Origin of the sequence: Thermoanaerobaculum aquaticum, assembly GCF_000687145.1 — a bacterium.
Lineage (GTDB): Bacteria > Acidobacteriota > Thermoanaerobaculia > Thermoanaerobaculales > Thermoanaerobaculaceae > Thermoanaerobaculum > Thermoanaerobaculum aquaticum.
On record NZ_JMFG01000018.1, the window covers coordinates 22,380 to 44,227 of the forward strand.

Genomic DNA, 21,848 nt, shown 5'->3' on the forward strand with positions numbered 1-21,848 from the left:
CAGCACCGGGTTTTTCCGGCTGCTGATGCGCAGTAGCTTTGCCACAACCGAGCAACCCGGGGCCCACCTGGGCCCCGGGTTTTTTGTACCGCCTTGGGCACAGAGTCGGAACTCCCGGTAGCGGGCGGACTGTGAGAAAGGCCTCTTGGCCTTCACCTTCGGCCCGTTGCGGCCGGAGACCCTTTGACTTAGCGGCGGAAGACAGGGTAGCCTTGCGCTGATGGTACGCAACTCGGCGGCTTTGCGCCTGTCTTCGTGGGTTGGGAAGCTGGGACGCGGCTCAGCGGTGCTGCGCTTTGGCGAGCAAAGGCTGGTCCTGCATGTGGATGCCGGGGCTATTACCTCCGTGGAGGGCAACGACGGGGAGATTCTGGCGGCGGCTTTCGGTTTGCCTCCGGAAGGCGATTGGTTTGCCGAAGCCCGCGCCGCGGTGAGCCAGAAGCTGGTGACCCCGGAGGAAGCGGCAGCGGTGTTGAAGCGTGCCTTGACGAGCCAGCTCAAGGCCTTTTTTGCCGATCCCCAGGCCACCCTGGAGCTCTTCCCCGGGGATCCGCGGCCGGCCAGCGGCTTTGTGGTTTCCTACCCCCACGTGGTTTACGAGCTGGTGCTCAGGGAGGGCGGGGAAGGACTGATGCCGGTGTTTTTGCCCGATCCCTCGGCGGTTTTGAAGCGGCTTCCGGGCTTCAGCCGGTGGGTGGGTGAGCTGGGCCTGCCCGAGGAGGCGCTGGCCATCCTGGCCAAGGTAAACGACATGCGGAGCGCGGAGGCCATTGCCGAGCCTTCTCCTTACGGCAAAGACATGGTCTACCGCTTCTTGGGGGCCACCGTGGGTGCCGGGCTGGTGGAAGCGGAGGAGCTTGCTTTGGAGAAGACCCAGCTGGACACCACCGAACCCGAACCTCCGCCCCGGCGCAAGCGCCGCTGGTGGTGGATTTTTCCGGCGGTGCTGGTGGTGGCCGCGGGGTTATACCTCTCCCGGCCTTTCCTCCAGCCCGGACCAAAATCCACCCAGGGGCCGTGGAGCATTGCCGTGGGTGGGGCTTGTCAGCCCGCAGAATTGGAGCAGCTTTACCGCTTGCAGGCCAGGGATAAGGAAAAGCTGCGGGTGGTCCCGTTTGGCGATGCCAGTCAGCCTTGCTACCGGTTGGTTTGGGGGGCCTTTGCCAGCCGGGAGCAGGCGGAGGCCGCTCTGTCCGCCGTGCCTGAGAGCTATCTGCAAAAGGGTTTTCAACCCCACGCTGTGCTTGTGACCGACAACTCCCGTTGATTGGCGGGGGTGGGTGGTATAGACTTACAACAAATGGAGCGGTTGGGTGTTTCCACGGGCCAACTGGGGGCCGGCGAGGTCGCGGGGCTTTTGCGCCGCCTTTACCAGGGCTTAGCCAGCGGCCGTCTGGAGCTGAGAAACCAGCAGGGGGTTCGCTGTTTTTGGCTGGAGGCTGGGCAGGTGCGGGCGGTGGAAAGCGAGGTGGAGGAAGAAAAGCTCGGCCAGTGGTTGGTGGACCGCGGCCTTTTAGAACGTGAACAGCTGGCTCTCACCTTGCTCCGCCAAGAAAACGGCGAGCTTTTTGGCGATTTGCTGTTGCGCCAGGGGGTGGTGGAGGCGGAGCAGCTGCACGAGGAGCTGGTGGAGCGGGCGGCGTTGATTTTGAGCAGGCTGCTTCCGGCTCCGGTGAGCTTCGAGTTTAAACCTGGGGAAAAGGGGGATCCACGTACCTGCGTGTTGGACGTAACCATGGGGGACCTCCTGCTGCGAGCCATCCGCCGCCTTCCCGATGGCGAGATCCTTCAAAAGCTCATCAACCCCAAAGCGTTTGTTTGCGCCCAGAGCGACGTGCTGTTGCGGGAGCAAAAGGTGCACCTGTCGGCCAGCGAGGCGTTCCTGCTTTCGCGGGTCAACGGTCGCACCACCACCGACCAGCTCCGCCGTCTGGTGCCCTTTTCCGAGGAGGACTTCGTCAAGGCTTTGGCCGGTTTGATTACCGCGGGGCTCGTGGAGCTTGCCGATGCCCCGCCGCAAGCCCCCGTGCGCCTGACGCTCACGCAGGAAGAGCCTGAGGTGCGGGTGGATGAAACCGTGGCGTTTGAGCCCCACCAGGCAGCCGAGCACCAGCGGGTGTTGAAGCTGGCCAGTGAAATCGAGCGCCAGCACTACTACCGACGGCTGGGTCTGTCACCGGGAGCTACCCAGGATCAAATTCACGAGCGGTACCGGGAGCTGGCCCGCATGTTCCACCCCGATCGTGCCTCGGAGCCGCACCTGCGCACCCTCCGCTCGGAGCTGGCGCGAATCTTCAACGCGGTCAAAGATGCCTACGATACCCTCTCCGAACCCGAAAGACGGGCCCGCTACGATCAGTTCCTCAGGCAGGCGGAAGCCGGGCACGAGGACTTTCAAGAAGAAGAGCGACGGCGGAAGGCGCAGCTGGAGCTGGCGCGGGCCAGCAAAAAGCAAGCGGACCTGTTGCTGAAAGCGGGAGACTACGGCGGGGCGTTGCCGCTTTTAGAACAGGCTGCCCGCTTTGCCCCCGAAGCCGACACCCTGCTGCTTTTAGCGCGGGTGGAGCTGCGTAACCCCATGTGGGGCCAGAGGGCCCTTTCGCACCTGCGAATGGCGGTGTCCCTGGACCCCCAGCTGACCCCCGCGTGGCTGGAGCTGGCGCGTTTCTGGTTCAAGCGCCGGCAGGTTCAAAGGGCCCTGGCCTGCGTGGAGAAGGTCCTGGAGTACGATCCCAAGAACGCTGAGGCTCTGGAGCTTCGGCGGCAAATGAAATAGGCCATGCCCTGGGTGGTGGACGGGAACAACGTGGCGGGGGGTACCGCCCGTGAGGCTACCCGGCGAGCGGTTCTGGCCCTGGCCCACCGGGAAAAACTCAAGGTCGTGCTCTTCTTCGATGGAGCCCCACCGCCGGGCACACCCGCTGTGGAGCACCTGGGGGCGGTGGAGGTGCGGTACGTGCCGCACGCCGATTCCGCCATCCTGGCCCTGTTGCAGCAGGGTGGCCGGGGGTGGCGGCTGGTGAGCTCGGACCAGGCTTTGGCGAGCAAGGCCCGCAGTTTGGGGGCGGAGGTGGTTTCGGTTGGGGAGTTTTGGCGCAAGCTGGAGGGATGGGAAGCCACGAATAAAGGTGAGCCCAGGTTTTCCGCGGGCGAAGAGATGGACTACCGCCTCGGAGTCACACCGCTGCCCCAGGAGCCCCTTCGGGTTCGGCGCAAGCGACGGAAAAGCTTTTGAAGCGCTACCTGGGCGCTTCGTTGCCGGGAACGGCAAAGCTGGGCATCACACCAGCCAGCACCCGGACGGTGTCCCTGGCAATCACGCGCTCTTCGTTGGTGGGGATTACCGCCACCGCCACCGGGCTTTCCTTTTGCGAGATGAGGCTGGGGGTCTGTGGTTTGACCGCCATGTTGGCCGTGGGGTCCAGCTTGATGCCCAGAAACTCCAGCCCTTGCAGGGACTGGGCACGAATGGCCGGGGCGTTTTCGCCAATGCCGCCGGTGAAGGTCACGGCGTCCAGACCCCCAAGGGCAGCGGCGTAAGCGCCGATGTACTTGCGGATGCGGTAGCAGAAGATTTCCACTGCTAACTGCGCCCGGCGGTTGCCGGCTTCGGCGGCGGCCAGCACCTCCCGCATGTCCGAGGAAACGCCGGAAATGCCGTAAAGCCCCGAGTGCTTGTTGAGCATGGCGTTGAGCTGCGAAAGGGAAAGCTCCTCCACCGCTTGCACCCAGGGCAGGATGGCGGGATCCAAATCGCCACAGCGGGTGCCCATAAGTAAGCCCTCCAGGGGTGTAAACCCCATGCTGGTGTCAATGGAGCGGCCGCGGTCAATGGCCGCCATGGAGCAGCCGTTACCCAAATGGCAGGTAACGATCTTGAGGGTTTCCAGCGGCTTGCCCAACAGCGCTGCGGTGCGGATGGCCACGTAGCGGTGGGAGGTGCCGTGGAACCCGTAGCGGCGGATGCCGTGGCGGGTGTAAAGCTCGTAGGGAAGGCCGTAAATGAAGGCTCGGGACGGCATGGACTGGTGGTACGCGGTGTCAAAGACCGCCACGTGGGGGACGTTGGGCAAAAGCGCCCGGGCGGCCCGCAGGCCCCGGAGGTTGTGGGGGTTGTGGAGCGGCGCCAGAACCACGCACTCCTCGATCATGGCCTCCACTTCGTCGGTTACCAGCACCGAAGAGGCAAACTTCTCGCCCCCATGCACCACCCGGTGGCCTACGGCTTCAATTTGCGAGATGTCGGTGAGCACCCCGTGCTCGGGGTGAACCAGGACCTTAAGCACCTTTTCCACCGCTGCCCGATGTTCCAGGATTTCGCAGATTTCCTGATAAGGCTTGCGGTCAGCTACCTGCAAAACCAACCGCGAATCGGGCAGGCCAATCTTTTCCACCGCACCGCGAGCCAGGGTCTGGTCGGTGTTGTGTTCGATGGCCTCCAGGGAGGTCTCGATGACCTGAAACTTCACGGAGGATGACCCGCAGTTGAGAACCAGGATTTTCATGAGCTCACCTCTTTGCTAGCAGTTTGCCGCAATTTCCCAAGCCAAAAAAATCACGCGAGCTGGGGCACGTCATCGGGCAAGCGGTCGGTGCGGTTGCGGTTTTCGTCGTAGCTGAAAAAGCCCTTGCCCGCCCGCGCCCCGGTGTGCCCGGCCCGTACCAGCTTGCGCAACAGGGGACAGGGGCGAAACTTGGGATCCCCGGTTTCCTCAAACAGGTGCTGGAGCCAGTTGAGGATCTTGTGCAGGCCCACGCGGTCCGCCCACTCCAGCGGCCCCATGCGGAAGTCGTAACCCAGCTTCATGGCCAAATCCACCTCGGCAGCGGAAGCCACCCCTTCCATGACCACGTACATGGCTTCGTTGACCAGGGCCAGCACGATGCGGGTGGTCACAAAACCCGGGGATTCGAACACCTCGATGGGCACCTTCCCCAGCACTCGGGCGAAGTGCCTGGCTACCTCAAAAGCCTCGTTGGACGTCACTTGCCCGCGCACCACCTCCACCACGCGGGTGGTGGGCACCGGGTAAAGGAAGTGCATGCCCAGCACCCGTTCCGGGTACTTGAGCCCGGAAGCCAGCTCGGTAATGGAAAGCGTGGAGGTGTTCACCACGATGGGGACATGGGGAGCGAGGAGCTGGTCCAGCTCGGAGAGGAGGTTTTTCTTGTCCTGAAAGTCCTCGTGGATGGTCTCGATGGCCAGCTGGCAGGCGTCAATGCCGTCGTAGCTGGCGGTGAAGGTAATGCGGCTTAAGATGGCCCGCTTTTCAGCACCGGTAAGGGTCCAGCGTTCCACCTGGTGCTGGAGGGCCTCGTCCAGCATCTTCCGCACTACCTCGGCCCTCTCTGGGTTGATTTCTTTAAGCAAAACGGAAAGGCCGGCTTGCGAGACCTTGGTGGCAATGGACCGCCCCATGATCCCGCCGCCGATGACCGCCACCTGGTGAAGTTCTGGTGTCCCCATACTTGTGAAATATAGAACAAGGTCACCGGAAAAGCAAGGGTGCCTTCAGTTGAGGTAGGAGGCGAGGGCCCGGGCCTTGCTGGAGCGCCGGAGCTTGGCTAATGCGAGGTTTTCAATTTGCCGCACGCGCTCCCGGGAGATCCCCAGCATCTCACCTATTTCCCGCAAGGTGCGGGGCTGGTCGTCCTCCAGGCCAAAGCGCAGGGAGAGGATCTGCCGCTCCTTGTCGCTGAGCTCCTCCAGGGCCTCTTTCAGGGTTTCCTGAAAGGATTGGCGCAGGAGCTCTTCGTCGGCGTCGGGGATCACGTACTGCTCCAATAGGTCCCCGAACTCGGCTTCCTCTTCCTCGCCCACCGGCTCGTTGAGGGAGAGGAAGTTCTGGTTGGAAGCCAAAAGCGTGCGCACCTCTTCCACCGGCAAGCTCATCTCTTCCGCCAGCTCCTCCTCGGTGGGAGCCCGCTCCAGCTCGCGACCTAAGGCCTGGCGGGAGCGCTCCAGGCGGTACAGCACGTTGGCCTGCTTCTGGGGCAGGCGGAAGCTCACCCCGTGCTCGGAAAGGGCGTGGAGGATGGCCTGGCGGATCCACCACACGGCGTAGGTGATGAACTTCACGTTCTTTTTGGGGTCGAACTTTTTGGCTGCTTGAATGAGGCCAATGTTGCCCTCGTTGATGAGGTCCAAAAGGCTAATACGCGAGTGCCGGAAGCGCTTGGCGTAGGCCACCACAAACCGCAAGTTAGCTTCCACCAGCTGGCGGAGGGCTTCGGCGTCGCCCTTTTGAATGCGCTCGGCCAGCTCCCGTTCCTCTTCCGGTGTCAATTGCCGGAAGCGGCCAATTTCCTGAAGGTAGCGCCGCAACAGCGCCGCCTCAGGGTCGTAGCGGTGCTCATCGTGGGTCATTCGTCCTCGCTACGGACCAAGCCGTGGTAAGGGCGGGGCACCAGGGCGTGCTCCCGCGCCACCCCGCCTTTCTTGGCCAGCTCCCGCTCCAGCGCTTCGGCTAGTCGGCTCACCTCCGCCTGGAGGGCGTCAATTTGGTCCTTCATCCTCAAGATAACCTCGACTCCTGCCAAGTTTACTCCCATGTCGCGGGTGAGGGTGAGGATGAACTCCAGGCGCTCGCAGGTGGCTTCATCGTAAAGACGGGTGTTGCCCTCGCTGCGGGCTGGGCGAATGAGGCCTTCCCTTTCGTAAAGGCGCAGCGTTTGCGGGTGGATGTTGTAGCGCTTGGCCACCCACGAGATCATGTGGTAGCGACGGGGAGCTTTGGCGCTCATGTGGCCTCCCGAGCAATGTGGATGCTCCGGGCGGAGCCTCTGGGCTTGGGCAGGCGAACCGCAAGCACGCCCCGGGATAGGGTTGCCTCAAACGGGGGCACCACCGGCGAGGGGAGCGGAACCACCCGGTGAAAACGGCCGCGGGGCCGTTCCATGCGCAGCAGCGTTTCTTCTGTGTCGCCGCTGTCAGATCCCATGACGCCAAAGATCACGAGCCTTTCGCCTTCCAGCTCCACGTGCACGTCCTGGGCAGCCACGCCGGGCAGCTCCGCTTCCACCACGACTTCGCTGTCGGTTTCGTACACATCCACCGGTGGGAAGGTAACGGCACCGGAGGTCAAGCGCGAGGGAGCTAGAAAGGCCGATTCCAGCAGGGCCTGCATCCTCTCGGAAAGGCTTTCCAGCTCGCGGAAAACGTGCCAGTCTAGCTCCCTCATGGCGTCTCTCCCATTTTAGTTGGGACCCTTGGTGTCCACGTCCACGTATTCGGCGTCCACGACCTCACCTTCAGTGGGTGGCGGGGTGGTGGCTTGCGCGGTCTGGGAGGCCGCGGCCCCGGCGTGACGGTAGATCTCCTCGGCAAGACGGTGCGAGGCCCGGGTCAGCCGTTCGTGAGCCTTTTCCATGACCTCCTTGCGACCTTCCTCCAGGGCCCGCTTGGCTTCCTTGAGCGCCTCTTCGGTTTCGGTGACCTGCGCTGAAGGCAGTTTCTCCTTGTTTTCGGAAACCAGCTTCTCGGTGGAGTAGACCAGGCTGTCCAGGCGGTTCCGCAGCTCGGCTTCCTCCCGCCGCCGGCGGTCCTCCTCGGCGTGCTGTTCGGCCTCCCGCACCATCCTTTGGATTTCCTCCTCGGAAAGCCCGGAGGACGCGGTGATTTGGATCTTCTGCTCCTTGCCGGTACCCAGGTCCTTGGCCGACACGTGGAGGATGCCGTTGGCGTCAATGTCGAAGGTCACCTCAATTTGCGGGATGCCGCGGGGTGCCGGAGGAATGCCCACCAGGTGGAACCGACCCAAGGTGCGGTTGTCCCGGGCCATGGGCCGCTCCCCCTGCAGCACGTGGATTTCCACTTGGGTTTGGTTGTCCTCGGCGGTGGAGTAAATCTTGGACTTGCGGGTGGGAATTGTGGTGTTGCGGGGGATGACCACGTCCACCACACCGCCCAGGGTCTCCACCCCCAGGGAAAGCGGCGTCACGTCCAAAAGCAAGAGGTCGCGGACTTCGCCCTGGAGCACGCCGGCTTGCACCGCGGCCCCTACCGCCACCACCTCGTCGGGGTTCACGCCCTTGTGGGGCTCCTTGCCGAAGAACTCGGCCACCAGCTGTTGCACCCGCGGAATGCGGGTGGAGCCACCCACCAGCACCACCTCGTCCACGTCTTTGGGCTCGAGGCCGGCGTCCTTCAAAGCCTGGCGGCATGGCCCAATGGTGCGCATGATGATGTCTTCCACCAGCTGCTCGAACTTGGCGCGGGTGAGGCGGATGTTCAGGTGCTTGGGACCGGAAGCGTCAGCGGTAATGAACGGCAGGTTGATTTCCGTTTCCTGCACCGAGGAAAGCTCGCACTTGGCTTTTTCCGCAGCTTCCTTGAGCCGTTGCAGCGCCATGCGGTCCTTGGAGAGGTCAATCCCCTGGTCCTTCTTGAACTCCTCGATGAGCCATTCGATGAGCCGCTGGTCAATGTCATCCCCACCCAGGTGGGTGTCGCCGTTGGTGGACTTCACCTCCACCACGCCTTCGCCTACCTCCAGGATGGAGATGTCGAAGGTACCGCCCCCGAAGTCGTAAACCGCGATGATTTCGTTCTTCTTCTTGTCCAAGCCGTAAGCCAGGGCTGCGGCGGTGGGCTCGTTAACCAGGCGCACCACCTCCAGGCCGGCAATCTGGCCGGCATCCTTGGTGGCCTGGCGTTGCGCGTCGTTGAAGTACGCGGGGACGGTAATGACCGCCTTTTCCACCTTTTCACCCAGGTAGTCCTCGGCGGCGGCCTTCAGCTTCTGCAGGATCATGGCCGAGATTTCCGGCGGGGAATAGACCTTGCCTTCCACCTCCACGCGCGCGGTGTCGTTTTCCCCGCGCACCACCTTGTAGGGCACCATCTTGATTTCGCCAAGCACCTCGTCATAGCGACGCCCCATGAAGCGCTTGATGGAGTAAATGGTGCGCTCGGGGTTGGTGATCGCCTGGCGCTTGGCCACCTGGCCCACCAGGCGCTCACCGTTCTTGGCGAACGCCACCACCGAAGGCGTGGTGCGGCTGCCCTCCTGGTTTGGGATCACCACGGGCTTGCCGCCCTCCATTACGGCTACCACGGAGTTTGTGGTTCCCAAATCGATTCCGATGATCTTGGACATTGACTAAACCCTCCTCAGGTCATACGACCAGCCATAATATAAGACCTGAGCGAAGGATTGTCAAGGACTGGCCAGCTCCACCCCCTTGACCCCCTCCGCACCCTCGGGGCCTGAGGGTAGGCTCTGCACGATCACCAAGTTGGGGCTGGGCCGGCGTTGCGGTCCATCGCCGGCCAACAGCAACGACCGCTCCCGAAGCACGTAGCGGTAAGGCTGTCGCCAGGGATCGTGGAGCTGATCGGATGTGAGGTAGCCCTGTTGGGTGAGCTCGGAAAGGGAGTCGGGGTAGGAGCCGGTGAGTTGGGAAACGCCGTGAAGGATTTGGGCAAGGCCCCAGAGACGGACAAAGGAGGCCGCTTCCTGCAGGTGCGGAAGGGGCGTTGGGGCAGGGCCCAAGAGGCAGTTCACGGGGTTTTTGGTGGCCAAGAAGAGGGAAGCCGCCAACAGAGGTGCGAGCACCGCCGCAAGCCACGGGATTCCCACCCGCTCCACCACCACCGGCAGCTCTTGCTCCGCCAGGGTGGCCTGGGCTTGCGCCAACTCGGCGCGGGAAGCCTTGCGCACCAGCCCGCGGTTGAGAAGCGTGTAAAGGGCCTTACAGGTTTCGAACTCCCCGTACATGGAAAGCCGCACCACATCGTCCACGGTGTGGATGCCGTTGAGGAGCTGCAACACGTGGTGCTCCACCGGGGTGACGCGAATGCTCGCTTGGGTTGGCTTTTCCTCCACGGGCAGGGGAGCCTGTTCAAACTCGAAATCAATGAGTTCTTCCAGGTCCTCCTCGGGGGCAACCTCCACCTTTTCTGCAGCTTTGGTGGGAAGGTAAACGGCGGTACGGTCGGAAATCTTCTTTTCGATGATAGGCCATTCGTCCAGCATCCTCGCCCCTTCCATGAGGATGCTTTCAATGGGCATGGGAACAACCAGCTCCTGGTCGTAATCCACCGAGGTTTCTTGGGCAAAGTGGTAGTCACCATCCTGCCAGCGGAAGGTCCGGTAAATGATTTGCAGGATTTGCTGCTGCAGGGCGTGGGACAGCTCTTCCTTGGTTAACAGGCCGTGGGCCAGCAAGATGTGGCCCAAGCGCTCCAAAGTTTCTCGCTGGACAGCTAAGGCCCGTTCCAGCGCTTCTCGGGAAATAGCCTTGCTTTTGAGCAAGACCTGCCCTAAGCGGTCTTCCAAGCGCTTGTTGAGGGAGTCGGCACCTACGATTTTGCCGTCCAGGAAGGAAACGGTGACCACGTCTTCCTGGGAGCGAAGGGTGAGGACACCGGTTTTCCTCTGCAAGCCGATGAGCTGGAAGATATCGGCAAGGGAAAAGTCGCGGAGCGTTCCTTCCAGGGCCATGGCGTCTACCTCTCCGGGTGCCTTTGCAGCTGGGCAAAAACCAAAAGGGCAAGCCACAGCAGGGCCAGAAAGACCCTGATGGGCAAGAGCTCAGCTTGCAGCACCAGCGGCTGCACAAAGTGGGGAAGCCACAAGGTGGAGGCCGTGAGCAGGAAAGCCGCGGGGATCATGAGGAGCACGCCGACCAGCGGTCGCCCGTAAAAGGCCTGGCCAAATCCGGGCAGGAAGAAGTCGAAAAACCGGCGGAGGGTTTGGTGCACAATCTGGCGCCGACGGAGCTGTCTGTGCTTGGCAATTTGCAGCTCCGGTGCCACCATGTCCCGCTTTAAGAAGATGTTGACGCACTGCGTGCAGTAGGTTTGGCTTTCCCGCGACAGCTTGCAGCGGGAGCAGAAGGTCCGGCCACACTTGGTGCACGCGAGGGCAAAGCCGGTGCGGCGGGAACGCACCAGGTAGTGCAAGAGCGCCAGCACCAGCGCCACCACCGGCGCCAGGGTTAACGGCGAAAGCAGCGTGCGCTCGCGGCTCAGGGGCGGCGGCAAAAAGCCGCGATTGAGCAGCAAAACCGGATCTTTGCGGGCAAGAATGCCCTCCGCCTCGTCCAGCGACACACTCTGCAGGATCACTTGGTTGTCGCGGCCGCGGGTGAGCTGGCGCAGGCGGGATTCCGAGGCCTTGCGGGCGGCGGCGATGGCTTCGTCGCTGTCCCGGAAGTTGTAAAGGTGCGCGAACGCTAAAGAAAGGTTGAAGTTCACCACCACGGGATCGAACCCCCGGTCCCGGGCCTCGCTCAGGAGCTGCACCGCCGCCCCGTAGTTGCCCTGAAGGTAGTGCACGGTGCCGGCGGCAGCCAAAAGCGCCGGCTCCTGGGGGCTATGCCGCAGCCCTTCCTGGTAGGTAAGCAGGCTGGCCTCGTAAAGGCCGAATTGCCGCTCCAGATCGCCCTTAAGCCGGTAAAAGTGGGGATCGTCGGCAAAGAGGTCGGCGGCCTCCTCTAGCTCCACCAGGGCCAGGGGGTCGTAACGGTGTTCCTGCAAGGCCCAGGCAGCGCGGGTTACCGGATCGGTGGGGTGGGTGAGGTTGCGGGAGGCCCTTTCCAAAAGGGTGGGAAAAGCGGCAAGGAATACCAGAAGAACGCCACCAATCACCTTGGCGCTTTCCGAAAAATAAGCCCACGCCAAAGCGAACAGCCAAAACAAAACCCATAAGGGATCCAGGGCCAAAAACAGCGGAAGGCCCACAACGAAGCAGGAAAACACCCAGGCGTTGGCACCCAGCTTCCAGGCGCCGCCAAGCTCCATGAGGTCGTGCCACAACCGGGGGAATACGCGAGCTAACGACGCCAGACCCCAGACCACCCCCAAAAGCCCAACAACCAGGACCCCCAACAGCAGCAAAGCGCCCCGTCGGAAATTCACCAAGCGGCCATCGGCCCCGTACGCGGCAAAGGCCTTGAGGGTGGTCCAAATCCCAGCCACGGAAAAGCTCTTCAGCTGCAACGATGCCAGGGCGAAAAGGGCCTCCGGCGATTTCGGGTCCAAACGGAGGGCCTCCCGGAGAACCACTTCCTTCCTCTCGGGCGGCAAGGTGCGAGACCGCAGCACCAGGGCCTGGGCATAAGGGCTCAAGCGCTTGAGCTCCAGGCGGGAGGCTACCTGCAACAGCTCGTCGGTGCGGTCACGGAGAGCGGAAGGGTTGAGGGGATCCAGCGTGCCCGTAAGGCGAAACCAGGCTTGTTCGATTTCCGCCGGAACCATGCTTCTGGGGGCTGCCAGCGCTGCCTGGCTGGCCAGGAAAAACAAGCCAATGCCCAGAAGCTTAACGGTTTGCTTGGACATAGAGGGCCCGGAGCTGGAAAAGCACGTCATCCAGGTACCTGGCTTCCTCGGGCGTAAGCTGGGCCGCCGTTTTTTCCTGAACCACTCCGAGGAGGTCAATGAAGTACCTGGCGGTCTCAGGATCACGGCCGCGGCCGGGGATTTGCCCGGACAGAAGCGCCAGGGCTTGCTGGGCGAAGAAATCCACCAAGTCAAAAAACGAGAGGCGGTTGGGGAGATGCACGCCTCCCCGGCCTTTTTGCGGTTCCTCCTTGGGCACTTCTTGGGTTTTCGGTGCACTTTGCTGCTGCGGGGTTGCCGTGGGTTCGGTGCTGGCGGGAGGTGCCGGGGGCAAATCCTCCCGGAGCTCGCCATCAGGCGTAAACCATCGGCGATCAATGACCTTGACTGGCTTTTTCTCTTTTTCTTCCTCGCTCACCGCGCCCTCCTGCAAGCCATCTCATCTTAGCGCGGAATAAGGTACGAAGCCAACGTTCTTGTTGCAAGCCGCGACATTTCCGTTCAGGGGCTTTGCCCGCGTCGCACTTTTGGGTTGTGCGCTCCATGGTAGGCTGCCCTCCGATGAAGGTACTGGTGGTGGGACCATCATGGCCGTTCCGCGGGGGCATTGCCCGCACCACCACCAGCTTAGCCGAGGCGCTGGCCAATCAGAACGCTTTAGCCGGTTTCTGCGTGCCGTTCCGCCAGTACCCCCGCTGGCTTTACCCCGGGGGAGAGGATCGCGACGAGGCTGCGTGTCCGCGGCTACCGCAGGCCAATGCCTGCTTTTCGCTGTTTGATCCGCTTTCCTGGCGGTTTTTGCGGCGGGCGATCAAGGACCTTGCTCCACAAGCGCTGGTGCTGCCCCACTGGACCGCAGCCTGGGCGCCTCTGGAGCTGTTCCTGGTGCGACAGGGGGTGCCGGTCTTTGGGGTGGTGCACAACCCCTTTGACCACTCCGGGGCGGCTTTGAGTCGCTGGGCCAGCCGGGCGGTGCTGGGCCGCTTTCGCGGGTTTTTGACCCACGCCAAGAGCGTGGCTTGGCAGCTTTCCCGCTGGTTTCCCGAAAAGCCCCTGCGTGTTCATCCGCTGCCGCCACCGCAGGTGACGCCGGTGGCCAGGCATCAGGCGCGGGAGAAGCTGGGAATAGCGCAAGACGCGGTGGTTTTCCTGTTTTTCGGTTTGGTGCGGCCCTACAAGGGGCTGGACGTGCTTTTGGATGCGGCCCGCTTGCTTCCCGAGGACCGCAAATGGACGCTGGCGGTGGCGGGCGAGCTTTGGGGTGAGGCCGGGGAGCTGGAGGCGCGCCTTGGCGATGCTTTTTGGCGGGAGAGGCTGCTGTTTCACCCCCAGTGGGTTCCCGAGGAGGAAAGCAAGCTCTGGTTTTCGGCAGCCGATGTGGTGGTTTTGCCCTACCGCCGGGCCACCGGTTCAGCGGTAGCGGCGCAAGCACTGGCGTACGGTTTGCCGCTGGTGGCCACCCGCACCGGCGGGCTGGAAGAGGTGGTGGAGGAGGGAGTCAACGGGCTTTTGGTGGAGCCTTCGGATGTGGAGGGGCTGGCAAAGGCCCTGGAGCAGCTTCTGGACCCGGAAAAACGGGAGCGCCTGGCGACGGGTGCGACGCTCCTGGGCCGTCGCTGGAGTTGGGATTCCTACGCTTCCTGCCTTCTGGACCTCATCCGCGAGGGTCTTGCTGTTTAGGGGCCGTGCTTTCCTGGCATCCACCACACCACCCGCCCCAAAACCACCTCCGACAAAGGCTGCCCTGGGCGCAGGCGAATGGCCCGGGGGAGGTGGGCGGGGTTGTCGGAAAGCAAAATCAAAACCCGTGAGGAAGGGTCCAGGACCAAGCGCTTGATGGTGCAGCCCAAGCTGTCCCCGGCTTCCTCCCGAACCGCGTAGATTTGCTTAGGGGTAATGTGCTCCACTGGCGTGAGATCGAGAAGCACCGTGGCCCCCGGGGGGATGGTGTCGGCCATGGAGTCCTGGTCTTTGCCCAGCCGCACCAACACCGCCCGGGAGGGTTCCACCCCGAGGGTTTTCAAGAGGGTTGCGGGGAGCGGTTCGTAGCCTTCCACGTGGTCGTTCACGAAGGCCGGTGGGCCAGCGGCAATGCGGTCGGCCACCAGGGGGACGGGCACGGTTTCGGCGGAGGGGGCAGCGGGGGGCTCTTCCCCTAGGAGATGGGCCACGGTGGTTCCCAAAGCCGAAGCGAGCCGGCGGAGCACGGCAACCGTAGGTAGCGACTGGCCCCTTTCAATTTGCGCCAGGAAGTTCCGGGACACCCCGGCGCGGCGGGCTAGGGCTTCTTGGGAGAGCCCCGCCAGCTTCCGCAGGTGCCGGAGTCGCCAGGAAAGCTGTTCTGTGGTCATTTGACCTCCACAGTGGTCAATATCGTGTGTGGTTCGAAGTTTGTCAACTATAGTGGTTGACATCTATAGAGGTCAGCCTTACATTAGGGTTGACCACGATGGTGTTCCATCGGGGGTGGTTATGAGCGCTCGTCCCGTCCTCCTGCCGCTTGGGGATGACCCCTCCTGGCGCCAGCTTACCCAGCGCTGGCGCTTCCAGGAGGAGCACCGTCCCCGCTTGAGCACCGGGGAGGAAACCATGGATGCCCTGCTGGCCGGAGGGTGGCCGGTGGGCAAGGTGGCGGAGCTGGTGGGGGCGGCAAGCTCGGGAAAAACCAGCCTGGCGGTAGCCACCGTGGCGGCGGCCACGGCCCGCGATGAGCTGGCTCTGTGGGTGGATGCTTCGGGGCAGTTCGATGCTGCTTCCCTGGTGGCTGCGGGGGTGCGCTTGGAGCAGCTGCTGCTGGTCCAGGCTGGGGAACCGGGGCAAGCGGTGCGGGCGGTGGAGCTGGTGCTGGAGGCGGGGGGGTTCACGGTGGTGGTGGTGGACCTGGGAGGGGAGGAACCCCGGGAGGGCAGGGGCTTTCGCCAGGAGGAGCGGGCCCGCTTGCCGCTCCGTTTGGCACGGGCGGTGGAGCGGGCTGGAGTGGTGGGGCTGGTGCTCACCCCCAAACCGTGGGTGGGGACCTGGGCAGGGGTGCAGGTGGTGTTTTCTCCGGGCAAGCCCCGATTTGTGAAGGAGGAGGGGGCTGGTTTTTGGTTTGCCGGTTTCACGGTGCAAGCCCAGGTGGAGCGGGGAAAGGGGCAGCAGGTGGGGCGGAGGGTGGCGTGGGTGGCGGGAGGGTAAATGCGAATCGCAAGCCTCCTGGTGCCCGATTTTCCGCTGGCGGCGCTCATCCGCAGCTTTCCTGAGCTGCGGGAACGGCCGGTGGCGGTGGCGGCAGGACCCTCTCCCCGCGACACCGTACTGGCTGCCAGTCCGGAGGCGCAAGCCTTAGGGGTGAGTGCGGGGATGACCGCCGCCCAGGCCCGGCAGGTGGACGGGAGGGTGGCGGTGAGGACGGTGCCCAAGGAGGTGCAGGCAGCCGCCAGCGCTGCCCTGGTGGAGGTGGCGGGGAGCTTTTCCCCTCACTTGCGCCAGGTCCAGCCGGGTCTGGTGTGGTTGAAGGTGGACGGCCTGGAGGGCCACTTTGCCGAAGAGCAGGCCTTGGCTTTGGAGATCTGGCGCCGCTGTTTCCGGGTAGGGCTGGCAGCGCATGTGGGCATTGGCAACAGCGGCCAGCTGGCCACGGTGGCCGCCCGCACCGGTGAGGTGGTGGTGGTGCCCCAGGGGGCCGAAGCTGGGTTTTTGGCGCCGCTGGCGGTCACACTGGCGGAGCCTTCCGCCGGGTGCGGGCACACGCTTGCGCTTTGGGGTGTGCGCACGTTCGGGGCTTTGGCCAAGCTGCCCCGAGAAGAGGTGGTGGCCAGGCTGGGAGAAGAAGGGCTGCGGCTCCACCGCCTGGCCTGCGGCGAAGGGGAGGATTTTGTTCCCGATCCCCCTGGCGAGGAGCTGAGGGAAGGGGTGTGGCTGGAGGAAGCGGTGCCCTCCCTGGAAGGGTGCCTGTTTGTGCTGCACGGGGTCCTTTCCCGCCTGGCCGAGCGGTTGCGGTTGCGGGGGGAGGGGTTTGCCCGGGTGAGGGTGGAACTGGCGCTGGAAGGCGGTGGAAAACGGGAGTACCGCCTGCCGCTTCTGGCACCCACCGACGAAGTGCCGGCCCTGTTGGCCTTAGCCCGCCTGATGTTTGCAGCTGCCCCACCGGGGGAAGCGGTGGAGGGGGTGGTGGTGGAAGCGCAGGGAGGTGTGGTGCGCTCGGTGCAGGGCTCGCTTTTTGGCCCACCCCGCCCTCACCCCGGTTCGCTGGCGGCAGCGTTGGTGCGGCTTTCAGCCATCGTGGGGCCGGAGCGGGTGGGGCAACCGCAGCTCGCCAACTCCCACCGCCCCAGCGCGTGGAAGCTGGTGCCCTTTGCGCTCAGTTGGGAAAAGAAAAAAGAAAGCCCGTTGCCAGCGGAAAAGCCTCCGGTGCTGCGCCTCTGGCAGCCACCAAAGCCGGCCCAGGTGACGGTGGTGGGAGGCAAACCGGTGGCGGTGCGGGTGAACGGCAGCGGGGGCGTGGTGGTGGCGTGGGCGGGGCCTTACCGGTGGCAGGGGGAGTGGTGGGGAGAGGGCGCTTTTGACCGGGACGATTACGACGTGGCCACCGCGGACGGGGCGGTTTGGCGCCTTTTTTACCACCGCAAGGAAAAGCGCTGGTACGTGGACGGGGTTTATGACTAAGGTTTTGCCTTACTGCGAGCTCCACGCTCACTCGGCCTTTTCCTTTTTGGAAGGGGCCTGTGAGCCCGAAACCCTGGCCGAAAGGGCACAGGAGCTTGCTTTGCCGGCGGTGGCCCTGGTGGACCGCGGTGGGGTGTACGGCTTGCCGCGCTTTGCCAAGGCTTGCCGGGAGGTGGGCGTAGAAGCCCTGGCCGGTGCTGAGGTGCCGCTGGAGGACGGCTCCCGTTTGCCGCTTTTGGTGAGGGATCCCAGAGGCTGGTCCAACCTTTGCCGGCTGCTCACCACGGCTGCGCTGGGCCGCCCCAAGGGACAGGCGGCCGTCAGCTGGGAGCAGGTCCAGCACCACGCTGCCGGGCTTTTGGCCCTCACCGGTTGGGAGGAAGGGCCTTTGCTGCGGGCCTGGCGCCGGGGTGGGGAGGAAGCAGCGGGTAGCCTGCTTGCCCAGCTTGTGGCTTGCTTTGGCAAGGAAAACCTGGCGGTGGAGGTTTGCCGGCAGCTGGTGCGGGGGGAGGAAAGGGCCATTGCCGCCGTGGTGCGGCTGGCCCGCCGGTTTGGGCTGCCTCTGGTGGCAACGACCAACGCGCTTTTGGCTCGCGAGGAAGACGGGATGGTAGCGGATTGCTTTACGTGCCTTAAGGAAAAAACCACCTTGGATCAGGCTGGAAAGCTTCTGGCCCCCAACCGGGCGAGGGTTTTGCGGGGTGCCCAAGCCATGAGCGCGCTTTTTTCTGAGCTGCCGGAAGCGGTGAGCAACACCGTGAAGGTTGCCGAACGCTGCACCTTCCGCCTTTCCCAGTTGCCCTACCGCTTCCCCCGGGCGGAGGTGGGCCCCGGGAGAAGCGAAGCCGAAGAGCTGCGGGCGCGGGTGTGGGAGGGGGCAAAAACCAGGTACCGGCAGATCACACCCCGGGTGCGGGCGCAGCTGGAGCGGGAGCTGGCGCTCATCGAAAAGCTGTCCTTGAGCGGCTACTTCTTGGTAGTGCACGACATCGTGCGTTTCTGCCAGAAAGAAGGAATCATGGTGCAGGGTCGCGGTTCAGCTGCCAACTCTGCCGTGTGTTACGCGCTTTCCATCACCAACGTGGATCCCATTGCCTATGACCTGCTGTTCGAGCGCTTCCTTTCGGAAGAGCGGGGGGAATGGCCCGATATTGACCTGGACTTGCCCTCGGGTGACGAACGGGAAAAGGTCATCCAGCACGTGTACCGCACCTACGGTGAGCGGGGGGCGGGGATGACGGCAGTGGTGGTTTGTTACCGGGCGCGGGCGGCGGTGCGGGAAGCGGGAAAGGTGCTGGGGTTTGATCCCGAACGCTTGGAAAAGCTTTCGGCCATGCTTTCGGGGTGGGGCTTTGAGCGCGATCCCCGGGAAGAGCTGCCGCAGCACATGCGGGCGGTGGGGTTGGATCCCGAGGAAAGGCGGGGCCAGCACTTCGTGGAGCTGGTGGCGCGGCTTTCCGGGCTTCCCCGCCACTTGGGGCAGCACACCGGTGGCATGGTGCTGGCGGCAGGACGATTGGACGACGTGGTGCCGCTGGAGCCAGCTTCCATGCCCGGGCGGGTGGTGATCCAGTGGGACAAGGACGACTGTGCGGATTTGGGGATCATCAAGGTGGACCTTTTGGGCTTGGGCATGATGCAGGTGCTGGAAATGGCGGTTCCCCTCATCCGCCAACACGAGGGGGTGGAGGTGGACTACGCCCACCTGCCGGCGGACGACCCGGCGGTGTACGACATGCTGTGCCGCGCCGATACGGTGGGGGTTTTCCAAGTGGAAAGCCGGGCGCAAATGGCCACCCTGCCCCGCATGCAGCCCCGGCGCTTTTACGACTTGGTGGTGGAGGTGGCCATCATTCGCCCGGGCCCCATCGTGGGCAAGATGGTGCACCCGTACCTCAACCGCCGCTTGGGCCGGGAACCGGTCACCTACCCCCACCCCGACCTCCAGCCCATCCTGGAGCGTACCCTGGGTGTGCCGCTGTTTCAGGAGCAGCTCATGCGGGTGGCCATGGTGGCGGCGGGCTTCACCGGGGGTCAAGCGGAGGAGCTGCGCCGGGCCATGGGGGCCAAGCGCTCCCTGGAGCGCATGAAGAAGCTGGAGCGACAGCTGCGGGAGGGGATGGCCGCTCGCGGCATTACCGGCAAGGCCGCCGACGACATCGTGCAGGGCATTACCTCTTTTGCCCTTTACGGCTTTCCCGAATCCCACGCCGCTTCCTTTGCCCTCATTGCCTACGCTTCGGCCTACCTCAAGGCCCACCATCCGGCGGCGTTTTACTGTGCTCTGCTGTCGGCCTGGCCCATGGGCTTTTACCACCCGGCCACCATCGTCCAGGACGCCCGGCGGCATGGGGTGCGGGTGTTGCCGGTGGATGTCAACTGCTCCCAGTGGCTTTGCACCCTGGAGCGGGATGATCAGGGGAAGCTGGCGGTGCGGTTGGGCTTTAAGTTCGTGAAGGGACTGCGGCGGGAGGTAGCGGAAAACCTGGCGCGGGAAGCGCAAAAACAACCTTTTGCCAGCGTGGAAGACCTCCTGCGGCGGGGTGGGCTCAACCGCCGGGAGCTGGAGGTTCTGGCCAGCATTGGGGCCTGTGCCAGCCTGGGGGAAACCCGGCGGGCAGCGCTCTGGCAGGTCAGCGCCTTTGACGGCCGTAGTCGCCCGTTGCAGCAGGCCATGGGGTGGGGGAAAAGCCCCAGCCCGCTGCCGGACATGGACTTGCGGGAACGGTACGTGGCCGATTTTGAGGGTACGGGCTTAACCGTAGGCCGTCACCCCCTGCACATGTTTCGCTCCGCCCTGCAAAAGCGAGGGGTTTTGTCCGCTTGTGAGGTGGCCCGGTGCCGTCATGGGCAGAGGGTTAAGGTAGGCGGCGTGGTCATCGTCCGGCAACGCCCCAGCACCGCCAAGGGGATGTGCTTTGCCACGCTGGAAGACGAAAGCGGCTTCGTGAACGTGGTGTTTGCCCCCGATCTCTTCACCAAGGAACGGGCAACTATCACCACCTCGGCGCTTCTGGAGGTGGATGGCGTCGTGCAGAGCCGGGACGGCGTTTTGACCGTGCGGGCCCTGGCCGCTCGTCCGCTGGTGCTTCCCACCCCGGCCTGTGACTCCCGGGATTTTCACTGAACCCCTTACCTTGCTTCAGCTCCAGCTATGGAACAACCCGCCCTTCAAGCTGCCGGGGCGTTCAGGAAGCAAGCTCCCCGCGCTCCTCCAGGGTTTTGAGCGTTAGCGCAGCGTGTCGGAGGTGAGGGATGACGATGGAACCACCCACCACCAGCGCCACGTTCATGGCATCCACCAGCTCCTCCTTTCGCCACCCCGCCTTAGCGCACTGGATGAGGTGGTAGTCCACGCAGTCGTTGCAGCGCAGCACCAGCGAAGCCACCAGCCCCAAAAGCTCTTTAACCTTTGCTGGCAGAGCCCCGTCGCGGTAGGTGTTGGTGTCCAGGTTGTAAAAGCGCTTGATGCCCAGATGGTCGAGGTCCAAAACGGCCCTGTTGCCTTCTTCCCTGCGGGATTGAAACTCATCAACGCGATCCACGGCGCACCTCCTGAAACGTCCCCTCGCTGCAAGCGTACAATACCGCGCCATGGGGCGGCGAATACTGGTTTCCCTTTTGCTTATCCTCTGGTGCGTACCGCTTACGGAAGCATCCCCCAATCGTCGCCGGCGCCCTGTGCGGCCGCCGCTGCAACTGGTCTGGCATGTGGAGGACGCCCAGGGGACGGTGATTTCCAGCCAGCGAGGGGAAGAACCCATCAACCCGGCCTCGGTGGTGAAGGTGGCCACCAGCCTCTGGGCTCTGGAAAAGCTGGGGCCTCAGCTTTCGCTGGAAACCCGCTTTTTTGCCCGCGGCGGGGTGGACTGGCAGCGCGGGAGGGTGCGGGGTGACTTGGTGGTTCAAGGCTCCGGTGATCCGGACTTCCAGGTGGAAAACGCGCTTCTGGTGGCCAAGGCGCTCAACGACATGGGCATCAGGGAAGTCCACGGGGCGGTGGTGGTCAACGACCGCTTTTGGATGGGATGGGAAAACGGCTCGGCCGGGACCGAGCCGGATCCGGTGAAGCGGGGGCTTTTGATGGCCACCCGCCTGCGGCAAGCCTTGGACCGCCACCGCTGGAACGGGGTGATTGCCAGGGTTTGGCGGGAGCTGGCCCAACGCCGGGGGTGGCCGGAGAACGTGCCGCCGGGTGTTCGGGTTTCCGGCGGCGTGGGGGCCGATGGCCGCTCCAACCTGGGGGAGCTGCTTTTGGTGCACCGCTCCAAGCCTCTGGCTTTCGTGTTGCACCGCTTCAACGCCTTTTCCAACAACGACATCGAAAGGCTGGGGGTGCTCTTGGGCCCCCCTTCCGAGCTGGCCGGCATGCTCAAGGCCCGGCTGGAGCTGGCAGGGCCCGAGCCGAACCTGGAAACCCTCTCAGGATTAGGGGAAAACCGGCTTTCGCCGCGGGCGGTGGTGCACCTCCTGCGGGAGCTGGTGAGCAGTTGCTCGGCACGAAATTTGAACCCGGGCCATGTCCTGCCGGTGGCGGGTTGCCACCCCGGGACGCTGGAGAAATTCTTTGAGGTGCTTTCGGCGCCGCCTTACGCGGGCTCGGTGGTGGGCAAAACCGGGACCCTTACCACCACCGACGGGGGCATCGCCGTGCTGGCGGGGATCGCCAAAACCACCCAGGGCGACTTTTACTTTTGCCTGGCGGCACCCGAAGCTCACGGGCGTTTGCGGGAAGCCAGGAGGCTGCAGGAAGCTTGGGTTGTGCGCTTCATAGATGAGCACGGGGGCCCGAGACCGGAGCCCTGCGATGCCGGGTTGGTGGAGCCCGACGAGGGCTCGGTAATCATCAAGGTGGCGCAGGCACCCGGTGGGGATCCGGTGGTGGGAGGCAACGGTGAGCGGCGTTAAGCTCTGGGGA

19 protein-coding genes are annotated in these 21,848 nt (G+C 64.0%); 8 read left to right on the forward strand and 11 right to left on the reverse strand.

Annotated features, from left to right (window positions below; genetic code table 11):
* Positions 1 to 220 precede the first annotated feature (220 nt).
* The 3 genes from EG19_RS07105 to EG19_RS07115 are packed head-to-tail and all read left to right on the forward strand — an operon-like array spanning position 221 to position 3,235.
* Positions 221 to 1,267 (forward strand): hypothetical protein, encoded by a 1,047-nt coding sequence (locus tag EG19_RS07105; protein ID WP_038049119.1) that lies wholly within the window; start codon positions 221 to 223, stop codon positions 1,265 to 1,267.
* Positions 1,268 to 1,300: 33 nt separating this feature from the next.
* On the forward strand, positions 1,301 to 2,776 hold the full coding sequence (locus EG19_RS07110) for a J domain-containing protein (protein WP_038049122.1): 1,476 nt from the start codon (positions 1,301 to 1,303) through the stop codon (positions 2,774 to 2,776).
* 3 nt (positions 2,777 to 2,779) lie between these two features.
* The gene (locus EG19_RS07115) at positions 2,780 to 3,235 is read left to right on the forward strand and encodes an NYN domain-containing protein (RefSeq protein WP_038049125.1); all 456 of its coding nucleotides are present in this window, start codon (positions 2,780 to 2,782) and stop codon (positions 3,233 to 3,235) included.
* Positions 3,236 to 3,239: 4 nt separating this feature from the next.
* On the opposite strand, the gene EG19_RS07120 is transcribed toward EG19_RS07115, so the two are convergent.
* The 9 genes from EG19_RS07120 to EG19_RS12620 are packed head-to-tail and all read right to left on the reverse strand — an operon-like array spanning position 3,240 to position 12,701.
* Complete coding sequence (locus tag EG19_RS07120) at positions 3,240 to 4,505, reverse strand: acetate/propionate family kinase (RefSeq protein ID WP_053335042.1); 1,266 nt, start codon at positions 4,503 to 4,505, stop codon at positions 3,240 to 3,242.
* 50 nt (positions 4,506 to 4,555) lie between these two features.
* The gene (locus tag EG19_RS07125) at positions 4,556 to 5,467 is read right to left on the reverse strand and encodes a 3-hydroxyacyl-CoA dehydrogenase family protein (protein ID WP_081800011.1); all 912 of its coding nucleotides are present in this window, start codon (positions 5,465 to 5,467) and stop codon (positions 4,556 to 4,558) included.
* A 45-nt stretch (positions 5,468 to 5,512) separates the two neighbouring features.
* Positions 5,513 to 6,367 (reverse strand): sigma-70 family RNA polymerase sigma factor, encoded by an 855-nt coding sequence (locus EG19_RS07130; RefSeq protein ID WP_038049127.1) that lies wholly within the window; start codon positions 6,365 to 6,367, stop codon positions 5,513 to 5,515.
* Positions 6,364 to 6,744: a MerR family transcriptional regulator gene (locus EG19_RS14275; RefSeq protein ID WP_038049129.1), complete on the reverse strand. Its 381-nt coding sequence runs from the start codon at positions 6,742 to 6,744 to the stop codon at positions 6,364 to 6,366. Before EG19_RS14275 ends, EG19_RS07130 begins: the two co-directional genes overlap by 4 nt.
* The gene (locus tag EG19_RS07140) at positions 6,741 to 7,181 is read right to left on the reverse strand and encodes an Hsp20/alpha crystallin family protein (RefSeq protein WP_038049131.1); all 441 of its coding nucleotides are present in this window, start codon (positions 7,179 to 7,181) and stop codon (positions 6,741 to 6,743) included. The genes EG19_RS14275 and EG19_RS07140 overlap by 4 nt, the downstream gene beginning before the upstream one ends.
* Positions 7,182 to 7,196: 15 nt before the next feature.
* The gene (gene dnaK, locus EG19_RS07145; RefSeq protein WP_038049133.1) at positions 7,197 to 9,098 is read right to left on the reverse strand and encodes a molecular chaperone DnaK; all 1,902 of its coding nucleotides are present in this window, start codon (positions 9,096 to 9,098) and stop codon (positions 7,197 to 7,199) included.
* 60 nt (positions 9,099 to 9,158) lie between these two features.
* A complete protein-coding gene (locus EG19_RS07150) occupies positions 9,159 to 10,445 on the reverse strand; it encodes a DUF4388 domain-containing protein (protein WP_038049135.1) in 1,287 nt (428 codons plus the stop codon).
* Between the two features lie 5 nt (positions 10,446 to 10,450).
* Positions 10,451 to 12,283 (reverse strand): tetratricopeptide repeat protein, encoded by a 1,833-nt coding sequence (locus EG19_RS07155; protein WP_038049138.1) that lies wholly within the window; start codon positions 12,281 to 12,283, stop codon positions 10,451 to 10,453.
* The gene (locus tag EG19_RS12620) at positions 12,264 to 12,701 is read right to left on the reverse strand and encodes a DUF1844 domain-containing protein (RefSeq protein WP_053335044.1); all 438 of its coding nucleotides are present in this window, start codon (positions 12,699 to 12,701) and stop codon (positions 12,264 to 12,266) included. Before EG19_RS12620 ends, EG19_RS07155 begins: the two co-directional genes overlap by 20 nt.
* Positions 12,702 to 12,844: 143 nt before the next feature.
* Between EG19_RS12620 and EG19_RS12625 the strand changes: the two genes are divergently transcribed.
* On the forward strand, positions 12,845 to 13,963 hold the full coding sequence (locus EG19_RS12625; protein ID WP_053335045.1) for a glycosyltransferase family 4 protein: 1,119 nt from the start codon (positions 12,845 to 12,847) through the stop codon (positions 13,961 to 13,963).
* Here the strand turns inward: EG19_RS12625 and EG19_RS13115 are convergent.
* The gene (locus EG19_RS13115) at positions 13,960 to 14,634 is read right to left on the reverse strand and encodes an XRE family transcriptional regulator (RefSeq protein ID WP_152543968.1); all 675 of its coding nucleotides are present in this window, start codon (positions 14,632 to 14,634) and stop codon (positions 13,960 to 13,962) included. The two genes, EG19_RS12625 and EG19_RS13115, sit on opposite strands and share 4 nt — an antisense overlap.
* Before the next feature lie 121 nt (positions 14,635 to 14,755).
* Here EG19_RS13115 and EG19_RS12630 point away from each other — a divergent pair, with 121 nt between their 5' ends.
* The 3 genes from EG19_RS12630 to EG19_RS07185 are packed head-to-tail and all read left to right on the forward strand — an operon-like array spanning position 14,756 to position 20,057.
* Complete coding sequence (locus EG19_RS12630) at positions 14,756 to 15,460, forward strand: P-loop NTPase family protein (protein ID WP_053335046.1); 705 nt, start codon at positions 14,756 to 14,758, stop codon at positions 15,458 to 15,460.
* Positions 15,461 to 16,930 (forward strand): DNA polymerase Y family protein, encoded by a 1,470-nt coding sequence (locus tag EG19_RS07180; RefSeq protein ID WP_038049140.1) that lies wholly within the window; start codon positions 15,461 to 15,463, stop codon positions 16,928 to 16,930.
* Positions 16,923 to 20,057: a DNA polymerase III subunit alpha gene (locus tag EG19_RS07185; protein ID WP_038049142.1), complete on the forward strand. Its 3,135-nt coding sequence runs from the start codon at positions 16,923 to 16,925 to the stop codon at positions 20,055 to 20,057. The genes EG19_RS07180 and EG19_RS07185 overlap by 8 nt, the downstream gene beginning before the upstream one ends.
* A 61-nt stretch (positions 20,058 to 20,118) precedes the next feature.
* On the opposite strand, the gene EG19_RS07190 is transcribed toward EG19_RS07185, so the two are convergent.
* Positions 20,119 to 20,526 (reverse strand): carboxymuconolactone decarboxylase family protein, encoded by a 408-nt coding sequence (locus EG19_RS07190; RefSeq protein WP_053335047.1) that lies wholly within the window; start codon positions 20,524 to 20,526, stop codon positions 20,119 to 20,121.
* Here EG19_RS07190 and EG19_RS07195 point away from each other — a divergent pair.
* Positions 20,525 to 21,838, forward strand: a complete 1,314-nt coding sequence (locus tag EG19_RS07195; protein WP_081800015.1) for a D-alanyl-D-alanine carboxypeptidase — start codon at positions 20,525 to 20,527, stop codon at positions 21,836 to 21,838. The genes EG19_RS07190 and EG19_RS07195 overlap by 2 nt on opposite strands.
* Positions 21,839 to 21,848: the final 10 nt, after the last annotated feature.